The 24593-nt window shown below is 52.8% G+C and carries 26 protein-coding genes; 13 read left to right on the top strand and 13 right to left on the bottom strand.

Annotated elements, in window-relative coordinates:
* The first annotated feature begins 377 nt into the window (after positions 1–377).
* The 7 genes from MF6394_RS00470 to MF6394_RS00440 all read left to right on the top strand — a co-directional run bounded on the left by MF6394_RS00470 (position 378) and on the right by MF6394_RS00440 (position 6908).
* Positions 378–1202 (top strand): hypothetical protein, encoded by an 825-nt coding sequence (locus MF6394_RS00470; protein ID WP_078465778.1) that lies wholly within the window; start codon positions 378–380, stop codon positions 1200–1202.
* Between the two features lie 148 nt (positions 1203–1350).
* A complete protein-coding gene (locus tag MF6394_RS00465) occupies positions 1351–2427 on the top strand; it encodes a hypothetical protein (RefSeq protein ID WP_078465777.1) in 1077 nt (358 codons plus the stop codon).
* Positions 2428–2490: 63 nt separating this feature from the next.
* The gene (locus MF6394_RS00460) at positions 2491–3426 is read left to right on the top strand and encodes a DUF808 domain-containing protein (protein WP_078465776.1); all 936 of its coding nucleotides are present in this window, start codon (positions 2491–2493) and stop codon (positions 3424–3426) included.
* Positions 3427–3529: 103 nt separating this feature from the next.
* Positions 3530–4099: a hypothetical protein gene (locus MF6394_RS00455; RefSeq protein WP_078465775.1), complete on the top strand. Its 570-nt coding sequence runs from the start codon at positions 3530–3532 to the stop codon at positions 4097–4099.
* A 10-nt stretch (positions 4100–4109) separates the two neighbouring features.
* Positions 4110–5786 (top strand): hypothetical protein, encoded by a 1677-nt coding sequence (locus MF6394_RS00450; protein ID WP_078465774.1) that lies wholly within the window; start codon positions 4110–4112, stop codon positions 5784–5786.
* A gap of 224 nt (positions 5787–6010) precedes the next feature.
* The gene (locus MF6394_RS00445; protein ID WP_078465773.1) at positions 6011–6448 is read left to right on the top strand and encodes a hypothetical protein; all 438 of its coding nucleotides are present in this window, start codon (positions 6011–6013) and stop codon (positions 6446–6448) included.
* Between the two features lie 55 nt (positions 6449–6503).
* Positions 6504–6908: a response regulator gene (locus tag MF6394_RS00440; protein WP_078465772.1), complete on the top strand. Its 405-nt coding sequence runs from the start codon at positions 6504–6506 to the stop codon at positions 6906–6908.
* Between the two features lie 98 nt (positions 6909–7006).
* Here the strand turns inward: MF6394_RS00440 and MF6394_RS00435 are convergent, their stop codons facing one another.
* A complete protein-coding gene (locus MF6394_RS00435) occupies positions 7007–7531 on the bottom strand; it encodes a hypothetical protein (RefSeq protein WP_153045946.1) in 525 nt (174 codons plus the stop codon).
* A gap of 92 nt (positions 7532–7623) precedes the next feature.
* On the opposite strand from MF6394_RS00435, the gene MF6394_RS00430 reads away from it, so the two are divergent.
* Together MF6394_RS00430 and MF6394_RS00425 are read left to right on the top strand one after the other, a co-directional pair.
* Positions 7624–8511, top strand: a complete 888-nt coding sequence (locus MF6394_RS00430) for a prepilin peptidase (RefSeq protein WP_078465770.1) — start codon at positions 7624–7626, stop codon at positions 8509–8511.
* Positions 8504–9769 (top strand): tyrosine-type recombinase/integrase, encoded by a 1266-nt coding sequence (locus MF6394_RS00425; RefSeq protein WP_233100538.1) that lies wholly within the window; start codon positions 8504–8506, stop codon positions 9767–9769. Before MF6394_RS00430 ends, MF6394_RS00425 begins: the two co-directional genes overlap by 8 nt.
* Positions 9770–10572: 803 nt before the next feature.
* Here the strand turns inward: MF6394_RS00425 and MF6394_RS00410 are convergent.
* The 3 genes from MF6394_RS00410 to MF6394_RS00400 form a co-directional block, all read right to left on the bottom strand.
* On the bottom strand, positions 10573–12009 hold the full coding sequence (locus MF6394_RS00410) for a hypothetical protein (protein WP_078465767.1): 1437 nt from the start codon (positions 12007–12009) through the stop codon (positions 10573–10575).
* A gap of 258 nt (positions 12010–12267) precedes the next feature.
* On the bottom strand, positions 12268–13419 hold the full coding sequence (locus MF6394_RS00405) for a DUF3800 domain-containing protein (protein WP_078465766.1): 1152 nt from the start codon (positions 13417–13419) through the stop codon (positions 12268–12270).
* Positions 13420–13441: 22 nt separating this feature from the next.
* The gene (locus MF6394_RS00400) at positions 13442–14302 is read right to left on the bottom strand and encodes a DNA-binding protein (protein ID WP_078465765.1); all 861 of its coding nucleotides are present in this window, start codon (positions 14300–14302) and stop codon (positions 13442–13444) included.
* 158 nt (positions 14303–14460) lie between these two features.
* Between MF6394_RS00400 and MF6394_RS00395 the strand changes: the two genes are divergently transcribed.
* The 4 genes from MF6394_RS00395 to MF6394_RS00375 all read left to right on the top strand — a co-directional run bounded on the left by MF6394_RS00395 (position 14461) and on the right by MF6394_RS00375 (position 18122).
* Complete coding sequence (locus MF6394_RS00395) at positions 14461–15633, top strand: site-specific integrase (protein ID WP_078466135.1); 1173 nt, start codon at positions 14461–14463, stop codon at positions 15631–15633.
* An 88-nt stretch (positions 15634–15721) separates the two neighbouring features.
* Positions 15722–16102 (top strand): hypothetical protein, encoded by a 381-nt coding sequence (locus tag MF6394_RS00390; RefSeq protein WP_153045945.1) that lies wholly within the window; start codon positions 15722–15724, stop codon positions 16100–16102.
* Positions 16103–16740: 638 nt separating this feature from the next.
* Complete coding sequence (locus MF6394_RS00380) at positions 16741–17505, top strand: ParB/RepB/Spo0J family partition protein (protein WP_078465762.1); 765 nt, start codon at positions 16741–16743, stop codon at positions 17503–17505.
* Between the two features lie 218 nt (positions 17506–17723).
* Positions 17724–18122 (top strand): hypothetical protein, encoded by a 399-nt coding sequence (locus MF6394_RS00375; protein WP_078465761.1) that lies wholly within the window; start codon positions 17724–17726, stop codon positions 18120–18122.
* A gap of 265 nt (positions 18123–18387) precedes the next feature.
* Here MF6394_RS00375 and MF6394_RS00370 read toward each other — a convergent pair whose 3' ends face one another.
* The 9 genes from MF6394_RS00370 to MF6394_RS00325 form a co-directional block, all read right to left on the bottom strand.
* The gene (locus MF6394_RS00370; protein WP_078465760.1) at positions 18388–18576 is read right to left on the bottom strand and encodes a hypothetical protein; all 189 of its coding nucleotides are present in this window, start codon (positions 18574–18576) and stop codon (positions 18388–18390) included.
* Positions 18577–18590: 14 nt separating this feature from the next.
* Positions 18591–18968 (bottom strand): hypothetical protein, encoded by a 378-nt coding sequence (locus tag MF6394_RS00365; protein ID WP_078465759.1) that lies wholly within the window; start codon positions 18966–18968, stop codon positions 18591–18593.
* A gap of 10 nt (positions 18969–18978) precedes the next feature.
* Positions 18979–19377 carry a hypothetical protein gene (locus tag MF6394_RS00360; RefSeq protein ID WP_078465758.1) on the bottom strand — a complete coding sequence of 133 codons (399 nt, stop codon included), beginning with the start codon at positions 19375–19377 and terminating at the stop codon, positions 18979–18981.
* 281 nt (positions 19378–19658) lie between these two features.
* The gene (locus MF6394_RS00350) at positions 19659–20114 is read right to left on the bottom strand and encodes a hypothetical protein (RefSeq protein WP_078465757.1); all 456 of its coding nucleotides are present in this window, start codon (positions 20112–20114) and stop codon (positions 19659–19661) included.
* 304 nt (positions 20115–20418) lie between these two features.
* A complete protein-coding gene (locus MF6394_RS00345; protein ID WP_153045943.1) occupies positions 20419–20925 on the bottom strand; it encodes a hypothetical protein in 507 nt (168 codons plus the stop codon).
* Positions 20926–21022: 97 nt separating this feature from the next.
* On the bottom strand, positions 21023–21460 hold the full coding sequence (locus MF6394_RS00340; RefSeq protein WP_078465755.1) for a hypothetical protein: 438 nt from the start codon (positions 21458–21460) through the stop codon (positions 21023–21025).
* A 92-nt stretch (positions 21461–21552) separates the two neighbouring features.
* Positions 21553–21936: a hypothetical protein gene (locus tag MF6394_RS33610; protein WP_153045942.1), complete on the bottom strand. Its 384-nt coding sequence runs from the start codon at positions 21934–21936 to the stop codon at positions 21553–21555.
* A gap of 9 nt (positions 21937–21945) precedes the next feature.
* A complete protein-coding gene (locus tag MF6394_RS00330; RefSeq protein WP_078465753.1) occupies positions 21946–23655 on the bottom strand; it encodes a protein-disulfide reductase DsbD domain-containing protein in 1710 nt (569 codons plus the stop codon).
* Between the two features lie 101 nt (positions 23656–23756).
* A complete protein-coding gene (locus MF6394_RS00325) occupies positions 23757–24323 on the bottom strand; it encodes a hypothetical protein (RefSeq protein ID WP_078465752.1) in 567 nt (188 codons plus the stop codon).
* Between the last annotated feature and the right edge of the window lie 270 nt (positions 24324–24593).

The following is a 24593-nucleotide window of genomic DNA, read 5'->3' as shown; positions in this document are numbered from 1 at the left end:
CCTTCTGAGCAGCATCATCTACAATTCGAGTAGAGTGAGGTATTGGCGGAGGCTGGAGTAGGTTGACGACCCAAAAGCCTACCATCGAATTTCCGCCAACTCCCAAAGGCGGTAATTTACAACTAACTGATTTCTAAGGCTTTGTTCCTCATTCTTGCGATTATTCGCTTCCTATCATTAGATCAGTTTTCTTGCTCCCTCAGCGGGAGCATGAGATCCATTAATGTGAAAAGCAGGTATGGAAACCTCCTTCTTACGTATAGCATGGTTTGCCCGCTTCCTACCTGTCACTCATCCGGATTTCATGTGTGGTTTATGGCGTGACATCCTGAATAAGCGCGTTAATCTTGTCGTGAATACAGACCAGATCGGTACCCATGCCCCCGAATCGCCATCGTGCACTCGCGCCTGAAATCGCCGGCAAGCTTGGCCAGGTTTCCGACAGAGAACTCGCCAAGCTTTCCGGATTGAGTCCTTATTTCATCAAGCAAGCACGCTTAGCGAAATGCATAGAACCGCTCACCCGCGGTTACGATCTCCCTGACGGCCTGGTGCAGCAATTGGGCAAGGTTCCCGATGCCCAACTGACTGAGGAGTATGGTGTTCCAGGGCCTGTGCTTTTCCGGGCCCGTCAAAATCGATCAATACCCAGGTACAGAGTGCTTAAAAAGCCGGATAGCCCTGAATATGTGGCTTTTCCAGACGAAGCCCTCGCGCTGCTTGGTAAGGTCCCCGACGTAGAGCTTGCAAGCCAATACGGTCGATCCTTGCAGGAGGTTAAACAAGAACGTGGTATTCGTGGCTTAGATTCCTACACCAAGGGTCGCAACCTGCCAGAAGAGCTTGTTCAGCAGTTAGGATTGGTACCGGACTCTGTGCTTGTCCGTCGTTATTCGGTGGCGGCGACCACCATAAAACGAGCTCGCGATGCCCGCTCCATCGCACGCTTCAGGCCTTGTAAGTTGCCGAAGTCTGATCATTGGAGCGATTTAAACCAGCTAGATTCGGCGTACCTGCCCCCTGCTCAATCAACCGATGGGAAGCTTAACGGGGAAAAAAGGATTTGGTCGGAGGAAGAAGACTCCCTTCTTGGTACGGCAGCAGATAGCAAAGTAGCTGAGTTGCTGAAAATTGATTTTTGGTGCGTCTTTTATCGACGTAAAGCGATGAGTATTCCGCCGTTTGAATACGCCTACTCATAATTAAGCCCGGTCATTAGCCCTGACATGAGGTTAACTTGTTGAAATTAAACGCTTTTCCGCCAAAGCACATGTGCGGAAATTTAGGAGTGGGCGCCTGATAGAATAAACATTCTACCGGCCGCGTCCGTTCAGATTTGGAAACCAGTTTATGGCTCAGCTGATACATCAGGATAGCGCATTACTTACTCTAGCTCGAAAACTGGATAAATCTCCCCTTCCTACGTCTGATCGAGCATGTCTGATCACCCTTCCTGACGGCTCCACCCGCCTCGGCGTTACTCAGGTGGTCAACTTTGTTCATCACGGTGGAGAGTTCGCGGGGGCCTTGTTCGGCCGGGTTTCATTTCGGTTCGCCGGCGAGAACTCGGAACTTTCGAATGCCTTCTCCCCTACTCACGACGTTGCTTGGTTCATTGTGGACCACAAAAATGGATTAGTTCAGTTCGGCCCTCAAGATGGCTTGATCGTTCGTCATCCTGGGCTTGGCATCGGGTCGTACATTGTCGGCCAGTTGCTTCGCATTCTATCTGGCGGTACTGCTCACGGCTCTTACAAGGTTGTAACTACAGAATTGCCGCAGATCACGCTTGATGCCCTGCCCGCGGCCCTTAGAGCGGAGAATGAGCGGCGGATAGATAATGTTTTCGGGAACGCTGGTTTTTACCTTTCCAGTGCTGCGGGTGTAAGGGTAATTGGCGCGCGCAAGGTCGCTGAGCTGAAACCCCATTGGAACTGGGAGAAGGTGAAGTTTCTGAATCCAGGCCAATTGATTGACATCGCCGCCAATTCGATCAATCGCTGCAGTAGCGCCGAGAAAGCTAGTGAGGCTCTCAGCGTTCAGGTAGAAGCGATTAAAAATGAGCTTGCATCGGCTGCCGATAATCTGGAGGCGTCCAGGACTGAATTAGGGGCGCTTTCAGAAAGAAGGAACTCCGATCTGCTGCAAGCTGCAGAGCGTGAGGCTCAGCTTGTATCGGGGCTTGAAGATGCGGAAGCAGATCTGTTCAGAGTCACGGGGGAGATGGATGAGGCCAAAGCGGCTTACCTTCAGCTGCTTTCAGAACCCGCAAGAGCCACAGCCAGTGAGATTCGATCTGCTACTTACCCGTCTTCGCCGCATTTCATCATCGAGCTTGGGAGACAAACTCGAATTTTGGCCTGGGCACTTGTAGCCGGTTGTATTTTTCTAGGCGCTGCAGGCTTGGCAATCCAGGCATTTCGCTGAGTCCTGGCCATTTTGAATCATGCAGTTACCTTGCATGGAACACTTCTAAAACTTGGAATTACCGTGGCATTTGGATCTGGCTTGGCCTTGCTTGATGATATCGCGACGTTGCTAGACGACGTGGCGGCCCAAAGTAAAATCGCAACAACGAAAACGGCAGGCGTGCTTGGTGATGACCTGGCGCTGAATGCTCAGCAGGTTACCGGGGTGCGAGCCGAGCGCGAGATCCCGGTTGTACTGGCTGTCGCCAAAGGGTCACTACTCAATAAGGCAGCCTTGATCCCAATCGCGATGTTGATCAGTGCCTTTGCACCGTGGGCAATTACTCCTTTGCTCATGGTTGGCGGTGCTTACCTTTGCTTCGAGGGGGTTGAGAAAGTCCTTCATCGCTTCCTTCATCCTGAAGTTGACCAAGAGCGGGCCGAACGCGTAAAGGCGATCGCCGAGCCGAAGGTCGACATGGTTGAGTTTGAGCGAAAGAAAATCCGGGGGGCGGTGATAACCGACCTTGTGCTGAGCGGCGAGATTCTAGTGCTGGCGCTGGCTACCGTTGCAAGTGAACCACTGCTTGAGCAGTTCCTCACGCTGGTGGTCGTTTCTCTAATCATCACATTCGCGGTATACGGGTTTGTTGCGGGCATCGTTCGTATGGACGATGTTGGACTGCGATTGGTAACGAGCACGCGTACCATTGGCAATGCGTCAGGTCGGTTTCTTCTGTGGTTTGCACCCGTGCTGATGCGTGTATTGGCTGTCGTGGGGACAATTGCGATGTGGCTTGTCGGCGGCGGAATTTACACACATGGGTTGCCTTTCCTTCACGTCATGAGTGAGACCGTAGTTGGAACCGTATCTAGTGTTGCAGTCGCCGGGCCGGCGCTGGCTGTAGTAGGGGCGCCTTTGTTCGATGGCATTGTCGGGATTGTCGTAGGGTCCTTGCTGGTCGGACTGTTCATGCTTGGGAAGCTTGTGCTTGGCCGTAAATCGCACTTAGGGTGACTGTCAAAGCCGCGCGGCTGAGGGCATCTGTGATCCTGTAATGGCTATTAAGTGGCACTGAATGGTGAGATAGTTGCGCATCTCATCATTTCACGGATTTATCATGGTCGCACAAGCTGCTGGCAGGGTTGCCTTAATCGTTGGCGGTGCGGCTATCGCTGCATGTGTGACGGTGCCCGGGATGTATTTGTGGAACCGCAGCGCCAATAAAACAGCCCACGCTGCTGGCCGGGCAAAAGGTGAAGCAGAAGAGAAAGCACGCCAGGAAATTCTGCGGCAGATGAATAATGCGGCTACAGCAGAGATGTTGGCCAAATACGCTGAGTCCCAAAAAGGGTTCAAGATCACCCTCGCCTGCGTCACGATCGGCGTTGCATGCGCGGCTACATTCGGACCTGTCAGCAATGATGACGTAGCCATGATCAAGGCATACCTTCTCGGAGTTTCCGAGGCGTACATACCAAGCTTTGTCCGGATCAAAGTAGACGAAGCCGTAGCAGCACCTCCATCTATCAACACCGCCTATGCACTTGCCGCTAAGGTCGGCTCGCCCGAAAACTGGAAGCTGTTCGATGAACTCGTAGACCTGGTCGCGCAATCTAAGCAGATGGCCAACGAACAATGCCGATCCTCATTCCGGTCGGAATGGCATCTGTTACGATCCGTCGGTTGAGGCCTTGTTGATGAGCGAAAGTGCCGATCGATTCCGTCAGACCCAAGCGTTGCTTGCACAGATCCGTAGTGCTCCCTCACTTGTTGTGCTGCCCTCCCCAGCTGATTCGCAGCGCGTACTTAATGCCCCAGTGGACGATCAGTTTCTTGCCCAGGCTTTTCCCACGGAATCTAGACTCTTGGGGCGAAATGAGGCCCCTGAATACGAGGTTCGGGCGAGATTATCCGAGCTTGAGATCGCCTTTCACTCACAGCGTATAGAGCGTCTTTTCTCTGACACACGTCGATCAGCTCTTCAGGCAATCGCCGGGCCTTTTGGGGTCGGGAAAATGCTCAGTGCCTATGACAAGACCGGCGGTGTAGTGGATACGATCCACAACGCCCGGGCCGGTGTGTATGCCACTGATGAGGCTGAACAGAAGTATGCGGATAGGGGTGAGTACACGAAGAGGGTGAAGGAGAACTATCACCACCGTGATCCCGCCTACAAAAAGATGAGCCAGGACAGCACAAGGGATCGGGTAGAAGGCAAGGTGACTGATGCCTACACCGGTGAGCAAATGAGCAGCCAGCGGAGTGATAGCCACAGCATTGATCATGTTATTGCCGCAGAAGAGATCCACAACGATGCCGGCAGAGTTCTCGCAGGATTGGACGGCGTTGAGCTTGCGAATGCTTCAACAAATCTGCAGATCACCTCGTACTCAACAAACTCGGCAATGGGCACCAAAACAGCCACTGAATATGTGCTGTGGCTTGAGCAGACGAAAGACACCCGAGCGAAGAAACAAGCAAAGCTACAGGCGAAGGTTGATGCCGGCGAGCCTATGAGCCAAAAGCAAAAAGACGAACTCGCCAAGCTCAAAGAGCAAGAGAAAATCGCGGCAAATCCGGAGCCTTTGCTTGAGGCAGATAGAAAGGCTCGGGCGGCCAACGAGAAAAAGATCAACGACGCCTATTATCGCAGCCCAAAATTCCGGAATGACTGCTTGAAGACAAGCGTCGCAGCCGGCGGCCGCGCCGCTTTTCAGTCAGCAATGGGGGCTATCCTGGTCGAGTTGTTCGCAGGGATATTTGATGAGGTAAGCGATTGGTACAAAAACGGCCGAGCCGACGGTAATTCAATATTTGCTGAGCTCAAGCGTCGTCTCAGGAAAGTCGGACTGAGAGTAGCCAAGCAGTGGAAGGCTGTGCTCTCAGCCGCGGCTGGGAGCTTTCTCAGTGGTTTCCTAGCTAACCTAGTCACTGTGCTGACCAACGCTTTCCTGACCACTGCCAAGCGGACTGTTCGTATGATCCGCGAAGGTGGCAATGCCTTGGTTGGAGCTTGCAAAGCTTTGATTGTGCGCCCTGAGGGAATGGGGATCCGAGAGGGCTTGCATGAGGCATCGAAGGTGCTAGTTGGTGGGGGCATCATAGTAGGTGGCGTTCTGCTGGAAGATGCTGTTAGCAAGTCGATGATGGCGGTTCCGTTCCTTGTTCCTTTTGCCGACACTGCTACAGCAGTCATCGTTGGTGCGGCTACTGGCATCATCTCTACCATGGCTGTGTACCTGGTCGACAAGGCAGACGTGCTAAGTGTGAATCGAAGCAAGATGCTAGCTGGCATTAACTCGGACCTTGACGCATCGCTTCTGCATCAGCGCGCTATTGAAGCCTCCCTGCTCGAGCAGTTCAAGGCACTCTGAGCCTCTCTTCTGGAAACTCCTTGCGTAAGTTTCACGTCAGGCGTTGTGCATCGGAGCGGGCAATCGGGTGTGAGCCTCTGCTGGTCTCATCAAGTGTTGTCGCGTGGAAAAGGAGCGCCTCTTTTGGCTATCGCCTTTATCTGGCCATGGGCTATGCTCGCCGGCTTGTAAATCGCAGTCCGACGGTTATAACAGACTGCTCAAAACACACGCCAGGATTTAGCATGAAACGTTTCACAGGTATCGCTGTAGCAATCTCTATGGTAATCGTAGCATCAGGCTGCACCACTCACCTGGCAGATGGACAGAAACAAGAGATGGAGGTGTATGAAAGCAAGGGGCTTGCTGTTGAAGAGAAGTCAGTCGCATTAGCCGCTGGACTGGGTGTTCTGCCAGCCGCTGGTTACTTTTATACTAATCATCCCGCAGTCGCAGTCTTCTCCATCCCGCTTTGGGTAATCTCTCTCGGTCCTCTGTGGATGCCTTTTGATACTGCTGCCGCAGCTGAAGTGCAAAACTTCTATGCCACTCGGCGCAAAGTAGAGTTTGAGAAGGCAAAAGATCTGCGAGAGCTTGATCATCGCCTTGAAGACAAGCAGTTGACCTATGAGCAACACTTGCGCGAACAACGTACCATTGAGCAGAAGTATTCTGCTTACTGATCCCAATGGTCTCCTTGTCCATGCCCTTCCCCTTCGTGTGATCAGGTGAAACAAAATGAGCACATTACTCATTGTCGATGATTCCCCCACCGACACTTATCTTGCTAGAAAGTGTGCAGCTGAACTTTTTGAAGAAATTCGTGCGGTGCACAACGCGGAGGGTGTGTTCCGGGAACTGGAGGAATTCAGGCCTTCTTGCGTCATCATGGACTGGACGTTGGACGACTTGATGAATGGAATATCGCTGATCGCTGAGATCCGCGACCGAAACGATGATGCTAGTGTGGTGCCAATCATCGTCTGCACAAGTCGATCAATGCCTGCAGACAAGCAGATTGCTGCTAATGCTGGCGCTTCGGCTTACATCGTCAAGCCAATTACTGCTGAGGCTCTTGCCGAAGTCTGTTCACGTCTGATCCCTGGATTTGCTGGCCCCAGCCTTCCTCGTTCCGATAAGTAACGCATCACTATGCTGCGCCTGAACAAATGGGCGCAGCTACCCTCCTCCGCCTTGCCATTCCCCACAAAATAATCAACTGTCTAAATACCTCACTATCATCAGTATTTAAACCCTTCCGGGATTTCACAGTACCCTAGTAGGGATGGTTGTACGTTGGTGCCGAAAACATGGATATCAGACATGTTCTCGACAATCTCGGGTGCTTCAATGGTTTCGAACCTAACGGCGAAAACCAGAAACTCCTGCGCGATATCCCTGCCGAGATGGGCTAAGCATGAACTGCTTTTCTTTGCGTAAGACACCGATGCTAATTGGCCAGTGCCCAAATCGAGCGATGATTTGAAACCATGCTTCAGTATTGAGAACAAATTCTTCTTTGGAGTTGCATGAAAGAAGACTAGGGTGTCCTGCTCTAATGCTCCGGCAAATAGGGAGTAATTGTTTTCTTCAGTAGGTTGGAATGATTCAAGTTTTCCGCATTCATTGTTCATGCTGGGCTTCACTCTTTCAGTTTGATTTCTAGTAATAACTGGCCAAGTATCGCGGCTAGCGCCATGGTAGGCCTGAATGGTGTTTTTCCGTTCAAAAGACTGGAAGTTAAGTGAAGCACAGGTGAATTCCATGCATAGGTTTTGAGGTGTCGAATTTTCCAAGCCCGGTAAAATCAAGGTTGCGGGTTTGATTCCGTCTCCCAACCTACCACCGGTGACACACCATGACCACGTTGCACTTATTGAAGCTCTATCCAGCAGTCTTTGCGATCCTAGTGGGGATTGTAGGCCTGATGGTCGGCAGCTTCCTCAACGTTGTTGTCTACAGGCTGCCTGTGATGATGAAGCGATCCTGGCTGCAGGATGCCCGTGCTGCCCTTCAAATGGAAGCCACTCCGACCGAGCCGTTCAACCTTGCAATGCCGAATTCCCGATGCCCATCCTGCGGCCATTCGATCAAGCCTTGGGAGAACATTCCGTTGATCAGCTGGCTCTTGTTGAGGCGAAAGTGTTCAGGCTGTCGATCGCCGATTTCGGCAAGATACCCAATAGTTGAGCTGGTGACTGCCGGCCTATCATTCGGCACGGCCTGGCACTTTGGCTATGGTGCAGAGACTTGCTTCGCGCTTCTGATGGTTTGGGGCGGAACTGCACTTTTCCTTATCGACCTCGATGAGATGCTTCTGCCTGATACGATCGTTATTCCGGGCATATGGGTTGGCTTAGCTGCCAGCTTTCTTGGGCTTTTCTCGACGCTCCAGGATGGCTTCATTGGAGCTGTCACAGGCTACCTGCTCCTTGCACTGCCGGCGTTGATCTTTCAGGCGATCACCGGCCGCCAGGGAATGGGCAACGGTGATTTTAAACTGCTCGCCCTCTTCGGGGCCTGGCTCGGCTGGCAAGCACTCCCTTTGATAATTCTCGTATCTGCCGTGGCTGCATCAATTGTCGGACTCATTGCGGGTTTAGGGGTAAAATCTCGAAGCGAGCCTTTCCCCTTTGGCCCCTTTATCATCGCCGGCGGTTTACTAGCCTTGTTCTTCGACCATGAGCTGTACACGCTTTATGGTCATGTAGCCGGCGTCAACATTGGAGCACTACTTTTTGACTAAGCGAGTAGAGGCAATTCCTCCCCGCCCCCTTTTCGATACCATTGAATCGATCCTGGGTGACTACGCCGACTTTAAAGACCTGCATCCAGACATGGCCCCTTACCTGGCTGCTTTTCCAGCCGAGATCAGTGTTGAGACCGATCTTCGTCATGCTCGAGCTTTTTTAAAGTCCTACAGCCAATCGCCGTCCACCTTCAAAAACTACCGCGGTTATCTGGAGCGTTTGATTCTCTGGAGTTGGATTGTCCAGAGCAAGTCCGTACTGGATCTGACCCGCACTGATGCTGAGGCTTTCCTCGCGTTCAACGTCGCGCCACCACAGTCATGGGTTGGTGCTTCTGCGATGCGCAGATTTGCTCCCAAGGATGGCCTGCTTATGTTCAACCCTCGGTGGCGACCTTTCGGCGTGAAGATCGAGAAAGCTGACCGCAAGAGGGCTGCTGAGGCGCATGTGAAGCCCGTCGCCAGTCAGAAGAAACAGGGATCAGGAAGCACTGATCTGATCTACTCGGTTGCGTGTTCGTTTTATGACTTCTTGCTGCAGGACGGCATGGACATCGCTAGCCCGTTCAAATCTATCAAACGGGTGAAGGGCAAGCGGGGAAAACCTAAGATCAAGGCATTGACCACGCTGCAGTGGGACTACCTTGTCGGTGAGGCCGAGACAATGGCCAATGAGGACCCCAAACACGAGCGTACTCTGTTCATCGTCGTGGCCCTCTTTGCGATGTACTTACGGGTTGGTGACTTGTCTGGCCGAGATGATTGGCTTCCGACCATGAACTCTTTTTTCAAAAGAAATGGTTCATGGTGGTTCGAGGTTGTTGGGAAAGGCAACAAGGAGCGTGAGATCACGGTTAAGGATGCCTTTATCCCCTACCTCAAGCGGTACCGTGAGAGCTTGAATATGTCGCCACTGCCGACCAAGGCCGACGATGCACCGCTGCTCTATACAAGCCATGGCCGGCCCAACCTGACTGCACGCCAGATCCGGAATATTGTTCAGCCAGTTTTCGACCGCGCTCGGTCCAGAATGCAGGCCGACGGACAGCCTGAGGACGAGTGTCAGGAATTGATGGAGGTTACCTTGCACTGGTTACGGCACACGGGCGCAACGTTCGATGCCAAATTCCGGGACGCAAAGCACCTGCAAATGGATCTGGGTCACGAAAGCCTTTCAACCACCCAGGACATTTACTACAACGCAATTAATCAGGAACGCTCCGCAAGTAACCGAGGCAGTATTCGCGGTCGATAACCTGTCTTATCAGAAGGCAGCCTCTCAGCTGCCTTACTTCACGTCTCTCCACATCCATTCAGCGAACTGTTCGTAGTTCTCGATTCTGAATGTCGAACCTGGGCTCCAGGTAAAGCCACACCGAATAAAATGGCCGTTCGACTTATCAGCTAAGGTGGCGCCCTCCCCGTGGCAGAGCGCGCCATACGACGTCGGGCCTGTAGCCATCGACTCGCTTATCGTCAAAGGGCTCGCAAGTATCATGGAGTATGAGTCAGCGTTCACCCAGTACAGTCGTTCAGCGGTCATTAACATCCCCCATATGAGGAATGCCAGCCAGGCTGCTTTGATGAGTGAGTTGACTCCTTTGGTTGTTGGCACTGTCAGAAGCTCCACGTTGGTACGACGAGGACCACCAAGCTCAGAGATCCTGCCAAGCTAGCCAGTGCAATCAAAGCCTGTTTTCGTGTCGAGGTAATGATCTTGCCGCGCTCACCTGCTAGCTTGCGCAAGTGGAAGGCTTGCAATTGAGGTGAGCTATACCCGTCGCGATCGATGGCCCTAAATACCAGGTATCTGTAGGTGTAGCGGATTGTGATACAGATGCATATTGCTAGGCAGAGAGTGCCGGGTAGGTAGAAATTCGCTGGTGAAATGAATGGCTGTACGTCGTTCATGGGGAATTGATTGCTATTTGGTAGTTGAATACGTCCATGTTACCAGTTTGAACTGCTGGTCGGCCCCTGTGCCCCGTTCGACAGGCCGGTTAAGGGGTGTAGCGCTTGTGGCCTAACCACAGCGCTACGCCCCATTGCTCTCAAGTCCTAGACGAGCTTGAAGGCTCCGAGCACTGATGCTCGTACTGATACCGCACCCACAGTTCGGTTCAGGTGCTTGGCGCATTTTTCTCTGGCTAGAGTATGCACATTGGCTAAAAGCCAGGCATCGTCTTCGGCACTCCAAGGCGTGGTGACTTTGTTGGAGTGCAGCCCGAGACTTTGTGCTTTGTGCCTGATTCTCTCTGCGAGCATACCTAGCTTTGCAGCACACCAGATCGATCCTTTCTTAGGGTAATACTCCCTCAGAATTTCGATTTCAGCGCTGGTCCATTTCCGCTTGTTGACCTCTGCCGGCCGCACTGGCAAGTAGATGAGCCCGTCGACCCATTCTTTGCCTTTGGATTCAAATAGCCGACTCAGTCCCGCCCTTGAAAACTCAGAGGTCTCGTTTTTGAGGAATCGCACTCGTTTATCGACTGCATATTCAGGTCTGTTGATCAGCTTGCCAATCTCGGCGTTGGTCTTCTTCCCAAGATTCTGTAACAGCAGCTGATCGTCGTGACCTGTCCAGCCCGGGAATATACCCAGCTGCTTTGGACGCAGACTAACAGCAGCCATTGTCCGGCCCAACTGCTCTGCTACCCAAGGAAGCGGCTCTGTTTGGAGATGCTCGAGCAGGAAAATCGTTTCCTCGCGGGTCCAGGTAACCAGTGTGTTGGCTACCTTCAAGCGTCGAGCTCTGTTAGTGGTTTGGTAGTAGGACATTCCGACGTGGTCGGCTATCTGTTCGACCGGTTGGCTATGGTAGTGCTGCTTAAGGTAGTCGTCCTTCTCCTTCGTCCAGCGTGATCTAGGTGGCAAATCAGGAACGGGTTTAAGCAGGGATTCGTGCGGAGCTATGTGGAAACTGCTCGCAGCGGCGAGAAATGATTCGGCTGCCTTTCGGAACTCTTTAGCGGACGTTACGGCCGGCGGTACAAATGGCTCGAGCAGCATTGTCTCATCAGGATCCTCATCGCCCTTTGTTGCTAAGACATGTTTTGTGGTTGCTGATTTGTCTTGAGGTTTGCCATGCAGCGCCTGCGGGGTAAGGGGCATTGGGGTCAATGGCGGGCTACTTCTTCGCTCTCTGATAACTCTTTTGTTGGGTGCATCAGATGTTCCTGCAAGGGCCAGGGTTATGGTCATGGCCTCGACATCCTGAGGTGACCTGCCAAGCAGGTCAGCTATCGAAGCGATCGACTGGTGGCCAACATATTCCTGCCGCAGGATTCGTTCATCGCCACTCGGCCAGGCAGCTCCTCTGCTTGATCGTGGCCAAGGCCCAGCACCGTTCGGGGGAACATAGATGCCTAGAGCTACTGCCAGCTCATATGTTTCCCGCAGTGAGTGTTTGGTTTGATCGGCAGCTCCCTGTATGCCCTGCTGAGGCACGCTCTGCTCCAGGGTGGTTAGATCTTCGGAAGACCATTTTGCCTTCATGCCTGCGTATCTCCAATCGCCTCGGTCGGGGCTGTCGTTTAGGGCTTTCTGCCCACGCTTATGATTATTGTGTAGCTAGGTTTTGGTATCGCAAAGTTTGGTTCTGCCTATCACCTCTTGAAAACGATAATTTGAGGCTGACTAGGAACGCTTGCAAGCGTTTGACCCTGTTGGAAAGCGTTTATCACGATTGGCTGATTGGTTGCTGCAGACATTTAAGGGCCAGGCATTGATCAGCCGCACTCGTGCCGCGCTTCATCAGTCGCGGTACTCCTCCGGGTATTCAATCCCATGCAAGAACCACAGACTTTTGGCATTGCTCTCATGAGGTGCCTGATTAAAGATGAAGGCAGGGCATTCCTCATCTGCTTTGTCGATCAGCTTAGCCACCAGATCAGCGTTGCGGCGCTGTTGCTCTGACAGCTTTGCACTCGCTTCTTCCAGTTGATCAATGCTGCACTTTTCCATAAAGCTGAAATGTTTGCCCAGGAGTCCGCAGAGAATGTCCGAGATCTGTATGGCTGGTTCATTGTGTGAAATTGCGAACCGGTAGCTTACGGGCTGGCCACCCCACACAATTTCGTTGCGGTCAAGGCTTTCCCTGACCCGCGGTTCTTCGTCAAATACGTGAACCGACCTCACGAATGTGGCAAGTCTATGGATGAAGGCTGTATCAAAACCACTCACCAACTCATCCTTCTCGTTGCCGCAAAGATACACCAACGTAGTAACCCTGGCAGCCTCTTGGAGAAGGTCTGAGAGCGCCATTCTTGCCATGTTTCTGAACGTGAAGCCGCCCCTGAAGAGAAATTGGCGTACAGCTTTTAGGAATTCGGGTATTCGCGCGGCAGGTACGTTCGGGTAGTCGAAGGTCTTTAGTAGCCGGAAATACCCAAGTGGTTCTAGCCTCACTATGGCGTGGAGTTCGTTTTTCAGATCGTCCCGAATGGATCTGTAGGCCTCGAACTGATCATGGTCTAGCAGCGAGTCAATCAGGTCGACTATCGACCAGTTCAAGATGCTGAAGTTAGAGAAGTGAATGTAAGCTGGCGACGCCAGAAGCCATGTGAGGAACTGCTCCAGCTTGTTGGAGCTGAGGCAGGTGATGTAACCCCCTTGGGCAAGGTGCTTTAGCTTCAACTCTTTGACTGATGGCTGAATTCTCAATTGAGCCCTCAGGTCATGAATATCAGGCAGGCTGGCCCCTGGCCCCAGCGCTACACCCCCGAGCACAAAGCAATCCAGAACCTCATGATTGAGCCCGGTTCCAGTCAAGGATAGGCTTCGGATATTGTTCGTTTCGTCGTAATACAGCGTGTAGGCCTTATTGATGTTCTTCATCAGGTCCTGCCCGGGGAATCTAAACAGGCCGGCATCGATCACTGTTTTTTCGTAGCTGTCATTGATCATGGGTCTACCTGGACGTTGATTGTCAGTCCGTTTTCTTCTGTCCTGAGGTGCTTTTCGGTGGGCGCTTCGCTCGAGGTTTTGGTGCCGCCGCAGCCTTCCTGGTCTCAATCAATTGCTGTTCCAGCGTATCAGCTCGTGCCTGGGCCGCTGCTGACTGTTCACGTGATGATGCCAGGGCGCTCTGGTTTTCCTGCAGGGTCTTCAGTGTTGATTGAAGCTTGCCATTGGCTTCCTGCAGTTGTGCAGCAACCGATTTGAGTTCCTCTCTTGCACGGTCAACTTCTCTGTGAGATCGATCCTCAACATCGCGCGTGTAGCGCTCCTGCTCAGCCCGAGTGTTTTCGGCCTGAGCCGATGCTTCTACCAGCTTCTGCTCCGCGGCCGCGAGTTTTGCACGATAGTCAGTTCGCTGCTCACGCATATCCTCTAGGTCAGCATTTCGCTGATCCAACAATACCTGCAAGTCCTTCAGTCTAGTTTCAATGGCGAGTCGTGCGGTCTGTGCTTCGTTGGTTTGAGATCTTGCGAAGGCTACGTCCTTGCGAGCCTGCTCTTCGAGGCCGGCAATTCGCTCGCGCTCCTCTGCTAGCCCCTTTCGCTGGACAGACATGCCCTGCTCCACCACAGCCTCTGCCATCAGAGTGGCCTGCTTCCAGATGTCCACAAAGGCGTGCGCCACTTCAGTGGGCAAGCCTGGCAGGCGCGTCTCAGCGCGCAGCCTGGCTGACAGGCGCACCCACCACTCATCAAGCAGGGCGCCGACACGCGCCGGGCTACCGCGCCCCAGCTTTTCTCGTACCCGCTCAACCGTTGGGCGCTTACCGCCCTCCAGCACGGCGTCAGCCGCATCAAAGACTTCCTGCTCAGGTACACCTGTCGACATGGGTCAAACTCCACTATTCTATATCCGATAAGGATTGGTTAACGGATCATGAATTAAGAAATAATACGTTGGACGTAATATATAATACGATTCCCGGAAGTAAAGATCGAAAACCCAAAAAAATGGGCCTTTGCATAAGAAGTTTGAGGGGAATGGGCATGAAGTCTGAATTGGTGAGTTCAACCACCGACGCATCTCTAGAGCGCCTGAAGAGCACCCCCCGCGGGGGATTGCTACAGATTGATACACTCAGCCAGGCAGCGCAGGACGCTGTAACGGAATTTTTGAAGGCTGGTACTGCGCCCAACACGGTTCGTAGTTACCAGAGCGCGCTTACCTATTGGTCGGCTTGGCTGCAGGTCCGTTATGGGCTGGCACTAGGGGATGGGCCAATATCACCGGCGGTAACCATCCAATTCATCGTTGACCATTTAAATAGGCCGCAGGATGACGGCACCTGGACACACAACCTCCCCCCTTCAGCTGATCAGGCATTGGTCGACGCCAAGATCAAAGCTACCCTGGGGCCTCACTCTTACAACACGGTCAGCCTTCGGCTGGCAGTCCTTGGCAAATGGCACGGGATAAAAGGCTGGGATAGCCCTACTGATAACAAAGAGGTCAAAGCACTGATGCGGGATGCGCAAAAGGCCCAGGCCCGGGGCGGCATTTCGGTTCGCAAGAAGACAGCGCTCGTGGCTGAGCCTTTGAAGGCAATCCTGGACACATGCTCAGTAGATGGAGTGCGAGGCATACGCGATCGGGCACTTCTCCTACTAGCGTGGAGTGGCGGCGGCAGGCGCCGCTCTGAGGTTGTGGCCCTTCAGGTCTCGGATGTTCGAAGGCTCGATGCTGACACTTGGATGTATTCACTTGGGGTAACCAAGACAGATACTGCTGGCGTCCGGCGTGAGAAGCCTCTGACGGGTGCCGCCGCCCATGCTTTGACTGCTTGGCTTAGTGTTGCCCCGATTGAGAGTGGCCCGCTTTTTCGGGGGATGCTACGAGGCGGCAGGGTGGGAACAGCACCCATGACTGGTCATGAGGTAAACCGAATCCTACAGAGGCGTGCAAAGCTTGCCGGCCTAGAGGGTGATTGGGGTGCACACAGTTTACGATCAGGCTTTGTGACTGAGGCTGGGAGACAGGGTGTGCCGCTGGGTGATGTGATGGCTATGACAGAACACACCAGCATTTCGACTGTGATGGGGTATTTCCAATCCGGCAACATGCTGAACAGCGCCGCTACGACCCTGTTAGCGGGCTATGACGTCCCTGAAGTGGAGGTGGACGATTCCAGCCCCGAATCGGGTTCTCATCTTCCGCGTTGATGTCTGGTGGGGCACTATTGTAGTGATGCAGCCCTTTCCGGGTGGCACTTACTCTGGGTACGAAGCAATGGCTAAAGGGATGAGGTCTTTGAAGTGGGGAATCATAGCGGGCTTGCTTGTGCCTGGCTTCGCCTCAGCTGACTCTTCAGGCGAAGTCGGGGTGGCGCTCAGCGCTTGGGCTCCAGAAAGTGTGACTGAACAAGGAGCCCGAACCACGGTTGTGCTTGATGAGAATACGGTTACAACGCAAATCTTTACTCAGGCCATCAGTAACGGTGTCTGCGCAAGAGTTTGGCTCAAACAGGCAAGCAGTGCGTATTTGGCCGGCATCACCGAGATTGCTGTCGTCAATAGATCACAGCGGCAAGGCTTCATCCTAGAAGGCGGCAAAGAGATTTGTGATGAGTTGGGGCTTGTACCTAGTAGCAAAATTCCTGAAGCGTTAGCCGCAAAGACACGGTCGCTTTGATCTTGGCCAGATGGTGTGTGACGCTCATATTAGTTTTCCGAAGCCAGGTAATGGGTTGCTTTTCGGCGGTATAGCATTAGCCTCAAGTCGTGAAAAAGATGATGTCCTACCGGTGGAAGCGAACAGCCGGTGGGGGCTACAGAGAAGACGAGGCAATGATGAATCCCGCAGAATTCAATGCGATCCTTAACACCGCAACCCCTGCTCAACAGCTGTCCCTTGAGTCGGCCCACTGGCGGTACATGACGCTCATTGGCCATGTGCGAGGTGTAGTGGATCCTGAAATTGCGTCAGGTGATCGCGAAGCTTTCCCCCGCTACTCTGTCAGCGTCGGACATTCGCTGGCGTTCTCCGAACCTGACTGTTGCCGATTCATGGTTGCAGTTACCGGCCTATCAGCAAAGTTATGTGCTGCATGGGCGGACCCTGATTTCTACAGCCTACAAAACGAAAACCACGACGCATCTATCGCGGACACCGCCTAGCAGTGCTGAATCATGATCGTAGCGGTAAATCGTGCACGAGGATTTTCGCTCAGCCGAACCCTGACGCACCTGCAAGGGATCCCACAAATGAACGGGGTTATACTGATTTCATCCTTATGAAATTGTTTAACCAAGGCAAAGGTTCCAGTGTCTATGATCATTCAGATCCCCCTTTCACGATTGAAATACTTCAAAGCCCTAGGCAGCCCTGCTGAACCCAATGCCCAGGTAGAGGCCATGGCCGCTGACATCAAAGTACATGGCATTCGCGAACCGCTGATTGTCAGGCCCGTTGGCGATCTCTTCGAAGTCGTATGCGGCTTGGTCCGCTGGAAAGGCGCAATAGTTGGTGGACTGGAGACAATTCCTGCTGAGGTTCGACAGCTTAACGACGCTGAAGCCCTTGAGCTTTCGATGATGGATAACATGCGGCCACTCGGAGAGCTGGAGTTCCCTCATGCTGAGATGATCGACCAGCCCATCGCGATTATGGATGTTGTCGGATTTACCTCGACGGCACCCTACAAGATCGACGAACCGCTTGGCACCGGGTTTTGCAGACTTTTAGAAAGCGACTTCTCCCTCGAGGACGTCCAACTCCTCATGAAAGAAAGTGCAGTCGACTCCAGTAACTTGGAGGCGGACCTATCCATGTTCTGGGAAGGCTTAGCGAACGGCCGGCTACACATAGAGGGTCGCGGTGATGATTGCGGCCAGTTCATCTTGACCTATATCGAGGCCTATTTCGACGTTGAGGAGCCCGATGTTGCATTCAGCGGCCCTAACATCGGGATCTGGCAGAACCTGACTGATGGAGAGCGAGAGCAAGTGGTTGCAGATGCGATTCGCCTAAACCCGATAGTTAACGCTGCTCTGTCTGTGATTTATGAACTTCGCGACGATGATGGCAATTTGTAGAAGCGAAAGACTAAGCCCCCAGGGATCACGGGAGTGAACGCACTGCCAGTTGTTGCACACAGCCCCATGCAGTAACTGGCCCTTTCAGCACGCGTTCTGCAAGTAAGCACGCTGGGCGTGAAAGTGTCGCAGACCATATTTCTGTAATTCTCTTCTGCGGGTTCTGGCACGCGCTAGAGTGGGTTGAAATGGCTCCACATTCATAGAGGAGCATCACCATGACACAAGCAGCCAACCCAGCAGCAGCAGCTAACTTTGACCGCACGAAAGCAAAGTCGGCTGTTGAGTGCATCCAGAAGGCCATGAATGGATTGAGCACCGGTTATGAGCTTGAAATTGGGAACGGTTCTTTTTCAGGAAGCGAACTGACTGTTCAGCTTAAAATCCGCATTCCGGGAGGCGTGAGTCAAGAGCGTACGATACTTGAGCTGGAATGCAAGCACCGAGGCGTCGATCCTGATACGACCCTGAAATCATCGTCTTACGGCGAGTTCAACCTCGTGGGATATCACCCTCGCCGGCCGAAGTACCCTTGGACTGTCCAAATTGTAGGTGGTCAACGTTACAAGTTCACTGATGAAGCGATTACTGACGCATTTAACCGTCTGAAAAACTAATTTCATTCTGACAAGAAAAGGGAGCCTCGGCTCCCTTTTCGTCATGGATCAATCCTGTTGGAGCTCCCTGTAGAGGGTACTCTTCTAAAGCGCTGCTGTCGGTTCTTGAAATAAATGCGAAATGCTGGAAATAACTGCTATTACCAAGACAAAATAGAGTCCGCATGAGCGGGCCGGTGGTGTGGAGCGTTTTTTACCTAGGCTTCTAAGCGCGACCGCTCAAGAGCTTGCACGACAACCTCGCTGGCAGATCCGCCGCGAATTTCTACATCAATTTGAGTTCACGAGCGGCTTCGGCCCAGGCCCAAGATTCGCGCTGTCCCCAACCAGCAACATTGCGCGATTTTGGGGTAATCAAAATTTTGTATCGCACCTTGCCACCAGCAAAAGTCCCAGTTTCTTTTACAGCAGTTGCTTCGGGATATTTACGAATGACCAAATCCTTCGCTTTCATACGGCTCTCCGTGATCAGTTGTCTTGGCGGTGAGACGAAGCCTTCCGTGCCTCTAGGGCGGACAGGAACGCTTCGCGTGTAAGGTCTGGCGAGATAGCCGGATTGACCCGCGTCCAATCCTCATAACCCTGGCAGTCTGCAGTCTGTACACAGCCAGAAGCGCTCATCTCGCTGACGTACTGGCAGTGGTGCAGGTCTTCGGAGCTGGCGTCATAGGCTTGGGTGATAGAGCCATCTGCACCGACCGTCGAACTTGGCTGCGCCTTGGCAGCACATGCAGCTGCAATCATCGCAGCCCCAAGTTCTTTGTTATAGGCCACGGTCTTGGCGTCGTCCCCAGCTAGAGCGTAGTTTGCAATCAGGCCGAGCAAGGCAGCGCAAATCAATTTCATCGTTGTTTTCCTAGGCCGCTGTGGCGGTTGCGTGGTCGACTGGATTTGCCCACTCGCGAACCAGCCCGTAAAGCGGTGGTTCGTCGAAATCGACACCTGCCGGGTTCAGCTCAACATCCTGTCGCTCTGCATACTCCAGCAGCTCTGTGAGCAACTGCGTACGGCGCGCATTGTCTTGCTCCAGGGTGTGAATTTGCATCGACTGCTCGTCAACTTTCGAAGCTTGCTCTGCCAGGGTGCGCACCACTGTCGAGACTTCTGCCAAGCCCTCGCCTGCGCCCATATCGGCCAAGTTGCGAACGTTGTTCAACACTTCTGCGGCCAGCTTGCCAGCGGCGCGGTAATGATCGCCCAGCACCGAGCTATCGCCCAGCGCGTGCAGTTTCCAAAGTGCGTTCTGAATGTCCATTTTTCGATTTCCGATGTGGCTGTGAGGGCTCACTTGAGCCCGTAATTACGCTTCAGCTTGACGATGCGAGCTGCACGCTGCTGCTTTCGAGGCATCCCGTTCGATAGCGGCCTGAGTATTGAGGATCGGGTACGGGCCGCCCAAACCGGGATCGCTCACGACTGCTTTGCTGCACCTGGTTCATTCGTGAATGCAGTAACCCAGCTTGCCGGCAGGGTGGCCATGGGCGATATGGAAATCGTGTCGCCTTAGCAGGCACAGAATCTTCATAGCCATTTCCCTTAACAGTTCTGGCTGGGCCGCAAGTCACTCATCTCCATTCCGAGCAAGCCCAATGCTTTCCCAGTCAGCGATTCGACTGATAGGTCATCGACGTGCCCTCCAATCGCCACTCGGACATGGCCCGAGTCAAAATTACGCTCCAGGTGCATGACGATCCGCTCACCTTGCAGCAGGTGCATTACCTGATCCAAAGCGGTGCCTGATTGACCAACCAAAATAAGAGGACAGTCGTTTCCGGCGCACCATTTGACAGCGCGGGTGACTATCTCTGTGATATTGGGCACGCGGGTGAAGTGGTCGATCACTACGGCATCTACCTCATCCTGCGGCGGCTCCCAGATAGGCTCTTGCATTAGGCTTGGCTCAAGCATGAGCATCTTAAGGTGCGGCCGCATATGCCAAAGCAGGAACGACTTTCCAGACGCAGGGCCTCCAGTGATTACAAGGGCTTTCATAAAGTGTCTTCCTGATGATCAAAGGGAGCGAAAAGAGCCCCTCTCCTAATGACTCGGCCCAGCAACGGCTGAGCTTGGAATGCAGCTGAGCGACTTCCCCTTGAAGATTCCACAGGCCGTCGCAGCTATTATGGACAGATCCTAGGGCAGTCGCATCAATTGCCATCAGCAGTCGCAGGTATTCCGAAAACCTGGCACCGCCGATTGAGGCTTTCACCAATCAGATGGCGCATCTATTTCAGAAACCTACAGCTGCGATCCTTCAGAGCATGCTTAAAGCGTATGGCATCGAGCCGACGCCCAACTAAAATTTCAGTTTAACTTTCGGAACGATGGTGCCGTCGTTGCCAAGGTTTGAAGCCACAACTTGGATCACGTGAGAGTTGAGCAATTCCTTTGCAAACTCCTCCGAAATGATTTCTGAATCGCCATTAAGCGCAACGAGGTAAGTCAGATGAGTATCCCCCGATATCTCCATGGAGTTACCGTTTTGCTGGGTTGTTCTGGTTATGATCGAAGCCTTGACGGAACAAACTGCTGCCCTGTCTGACAGCGGTTTTGCGATCATCTGGAAGCCGCGCACCACCTTCTGTTCGCGCACACCATCTTTAACAGTACCGGGCCTTACCAAGCCGGAGAATACAGCACTATGTCCGCAGAAATCTTCCAGCGCTCGCCGTGAAAAATCTTTCAAAGAAGCCGGTGGTATGACCTGGGTTTCAACTGGATCGGTATGCCAAATTGCATATCCAACGGCGATCCCTACCGCAAGAGCCAGCACCGTTAGAGCGATGGGCATATTTCGTTTCATGTAAATTCCTATGAGGACTTTCGCCTAGTAACTGGTAATTTAGCAGCCAGTTTTAAACTGCCGAAATCAAGGGTTCAGGTGACAGACCGTTCAGCTATCAGTTGAGAGTTTTGCTAGCATTACCTTTTGACACCCCGTTGAACGCTACAAACGCATAAAATGCTGTCAAGGCACCTGGACCCACGTACATGACTGCTTTAGCCACAATCAAAGACATCGCCAGGAGACTATTCGCAATCTGATCCATTTGAGCATTGGCGCTTGATGTATCAAGAAAGGTATTGAAACCAACTCCAATTACCAAGACAACTGCAACAAAGAAAACTGTCATGAACCTCCAATATTTACGTGCAGGCTTCGACATAATTAGAAAGGCGAAGCATACGCTGAGGCAAATCATGTAGTAACGATAAGTCCATTCAGTAAAGCCAAGCAAATCGGCTCCGGCCCCAATTAGCTGGGTGAACAGGATTATTCCACAGGCAACAAATACCCCGCCGACCATTCCCCAAAACATTCCGACTAAAGTTTTCATATTTTTCACATACCTTAATGCAAAAGCGCAATATTTAAATAGATATCATGGCGCAGAATTGTAATTGGTTTATTTCCATATCGGTCTATCGGCTATCTACCAAGCCAGTAGAGCAGTCGGGAGGTGATGCTCTGTTTTTTGATCGCTGCCTCCCTTTTCACTTGGCGATTTTGGTAAGGAGAGTTGGCATGAGTTACAAGCTGCAATCCGGCCTCGGTCAGCAGGTAGACGTCACGTTTGCATTTCAAGCAACATTTCCCCTTGATGGCCAGGCCCCGTATTTGAAGCGAATTAACCGTATCCAAAAAGGTATTCGATACGTGTACCGAGAGCCAGGTTCGGTTGAATTTCCACTGAATCGCACTTCCTTGTACCCAATGACCCTTTGCAAGTGATCGTAAAGCTATGAATTGATCTTTCGTGAGCCGTCCACGGGCTTCATCCTGGCTAGGAGGTTTAGATTGAAGTGTATTCATTACGCATCCTCACTTATCCGTATAATTATCGATAGCCTGCAGCGACTTAGCGATCTCCTTGGCCGTGGTTACACCGACAAGCCTGGATGATTGAACCTCAACCCCATCAGAGCGATACACCTGAACAGATGCGGGGCCCAAAAGTCCGTTTAGCTCCAATAAGCTGCGAACCGAATGGCCACCCTGACTGAGGTCGACTCGAATAGTTTTGAAAGCCCCGAGACTGTCTCTTATCAATGTAACGTGCCGCGCTGTGTCGGCAACTTGGTCGCTCCCTGGGGCCCAACTCGCTACCCACTCCACAAGAGCCGGGCTTCCCGCAGTCTTAGCTTCAGCAAGGGCTATGGCCAACTGCTGTGGTGTGTTGACCAATATCCAGGGCTGTTCACGGGGGGCCTCTGAGGAGATGCCTGGACCCAGAGGCTGTAAGGGTGACGTTTCGCCTTTGAGCATCCCGATCCATGCGGCGATCCCATATAACAAGACGGCAATCGCGGCGACCCTACTTGACAGCGATAGCGCTGACCCCAGTGATCCGAAAACTCCAAGTGACACGGCCGAACAGACCGCCACTACCCCATAAAGGCCCAGTGTTACCGGCCCTGGCAGCACACGTCCAAGCACCCAAACTCCGACAATGGCCAGAAGCGCGCGAACGAACACCAGAATCGCCTCATTCCACTTCCCAACTGAGGAAAGCAGTCCTCCCAATGTCGCGGCAAACAGCACCAGCGGACTGCTCATACCCAATGCGATCCCGGCAAGTTGCGCTATCCCTCCAATGGGCTCACCCCCTGCCTTGAGGTACAGCATCACCGCTGCCATCGATGATGAGGTGAATGGTGTTGTGTAGATAAGGGATACTAAGCCCAGCATTACTGCGCATGGGGCGCCGGCAAAAAATACAAAGACTCTTCTGGCGTGATGTCCATGGACATCTCGCCGGGTTTTGCCAATGTGAGTTTCCATAACAGCCAGACCCAACAGAACTAATACTGACGGTACGAGTATCCATGCGGACTGAGCGATGGGCTGTATCTCGATGCCGTCTTCTGCTAGCGCTATAGCTGAGCTGAGGACCACAAGACCTGTCGCCATGGGTGCCGTGAAAGCTAGTCCTATAGTGATGCCTCTTCGGACTGAGGGTTTATCGAGTAGAAGCAGAAACGCGAGTAGTGGAATGACAGGCAAAACACCTGGTGTGAGGAACAGTTTCAGGCCCGCTATGAATGCGGAAACCACTGACATTGCGCTCCAGTCACTGGCGGCTGTAATCCCTGCATCCCCTTCTATACGGATGATCTGTTGATCAGGGGGATAGCAAAGACCTTTTTCGGCGCACCCTTGGAAGCCAACCCTCACGTCAAAGCCATCAGCACCATGGTTCTGAACTGGTAGGCGTACCACCAATGTGTCGTGATAAACCTCCACGTTTCCAAAATAGGGATCTGCTTTGTGCTCACCCGCGGGCAGCACTGCTGCGCCTGACCGAACACCAACGCCCTGAGCTTGAAAACTCAATTTGGACTTGTACAAGTAGTACCCAGGCGCTGCCAGGATGCGAATTTGTACGGAATCTGGAGTGCCAGTTGCGGAAACCTTGAACGCTTCATGGACTGGGAGGAAGTCTTGGTTTGATGTGAATTCAAACCCATGAGCAGGTACCAGCACCGCGAGACAGGTAAGCCCGATGATGGCAGAGATAAAGCTTCGGAACATTGAGGGCCGCACCTTCAGGAAGAGCAGCCATGTTAGATCACTTGCTTCGGGCAAGCCGCCCAAAACGGGTGGGGCTTTTCCACCTCCACTGGGACATCTGATCAGTTCAGGTTAGGGGCGCACACGAGGGCAAATGAGTAGCCGAAGTCATCGTCATGAGCGGATCCCGATGTTTTTTTCGAGTTGATTTCGTTCATTACAGAAGCGATCAGGTTGTTGATGTCAGGGAAGTTGCTATGCCGGGTGCCCTGCAGGCGAACGAACAGTGCCTGCCCGGCGGTTGGTGCTTCTGGGTGAAATGCCACAGGCTCGTCGAAGAACGATGGGCCTGGTACTTGTTCTTGGTACGCATACTTATGGGTTACGACCCCGTCACTACGTTCGCCTACCGTTTCGCCTTTGATGAGTTTCAGGAATACCTGGTCAAGCTCAGCAATTAAGTGCGCCAGAGTCGTCTGAGCGCTGCCATGGATCTCGATTACAACTTGCTTCAATGGGTATGCGTGATCTATCCAGCTCTGGCTTGGGCCTTGTTCTAGGTTTACGTCAATTGCTTGGATCCCTGGGGCTGAGCTATCGACTGAGGTGGCCTTGAGGAGAGCCGAATCGATATGCACTACAGGTTTGCGAGGCTTAAGGCTTAGCGAGTCGAAGAGTTTACGGAACATGATTGCTTTCCTGGGCGGGGGAATGAAAGGCCGGCCGTTGAGTTGACCACCGGTCGTAGTGACGAATAGCTCCGCCCTCGCTGGTGATGGGTTGAAGGGCAGCGGTCGTTGTTCCGGGCTGTGGGCGACCTGCTATAACCATCATTTCAACAATACCCTGCCGTCTCAACCCAAAATGACGGTACAAAATAGCGCTAGGGTTGACCAAACCCGTTACCCCTCCATCCATTGGGCCGTAGAGCTGGTATCGACTATTCAGTTCGCGCTGTT

It is taken from the genome of Pseudomonas sp. MF6394, from assembly GCF_002018845.1.
Classification (GTDB): domain Bacteria; phylum Pseudomonadota; class Gammaproteobacteria; order Pseudomonadales; family Pseudomonadaceae; genus Aquipseudomonas; species Aquipseudomonas lactis.
Note: the sequence above shows the minus strand (reverse complement) of the source record. Positions and strands in the feature narration are given on the sequence as shown.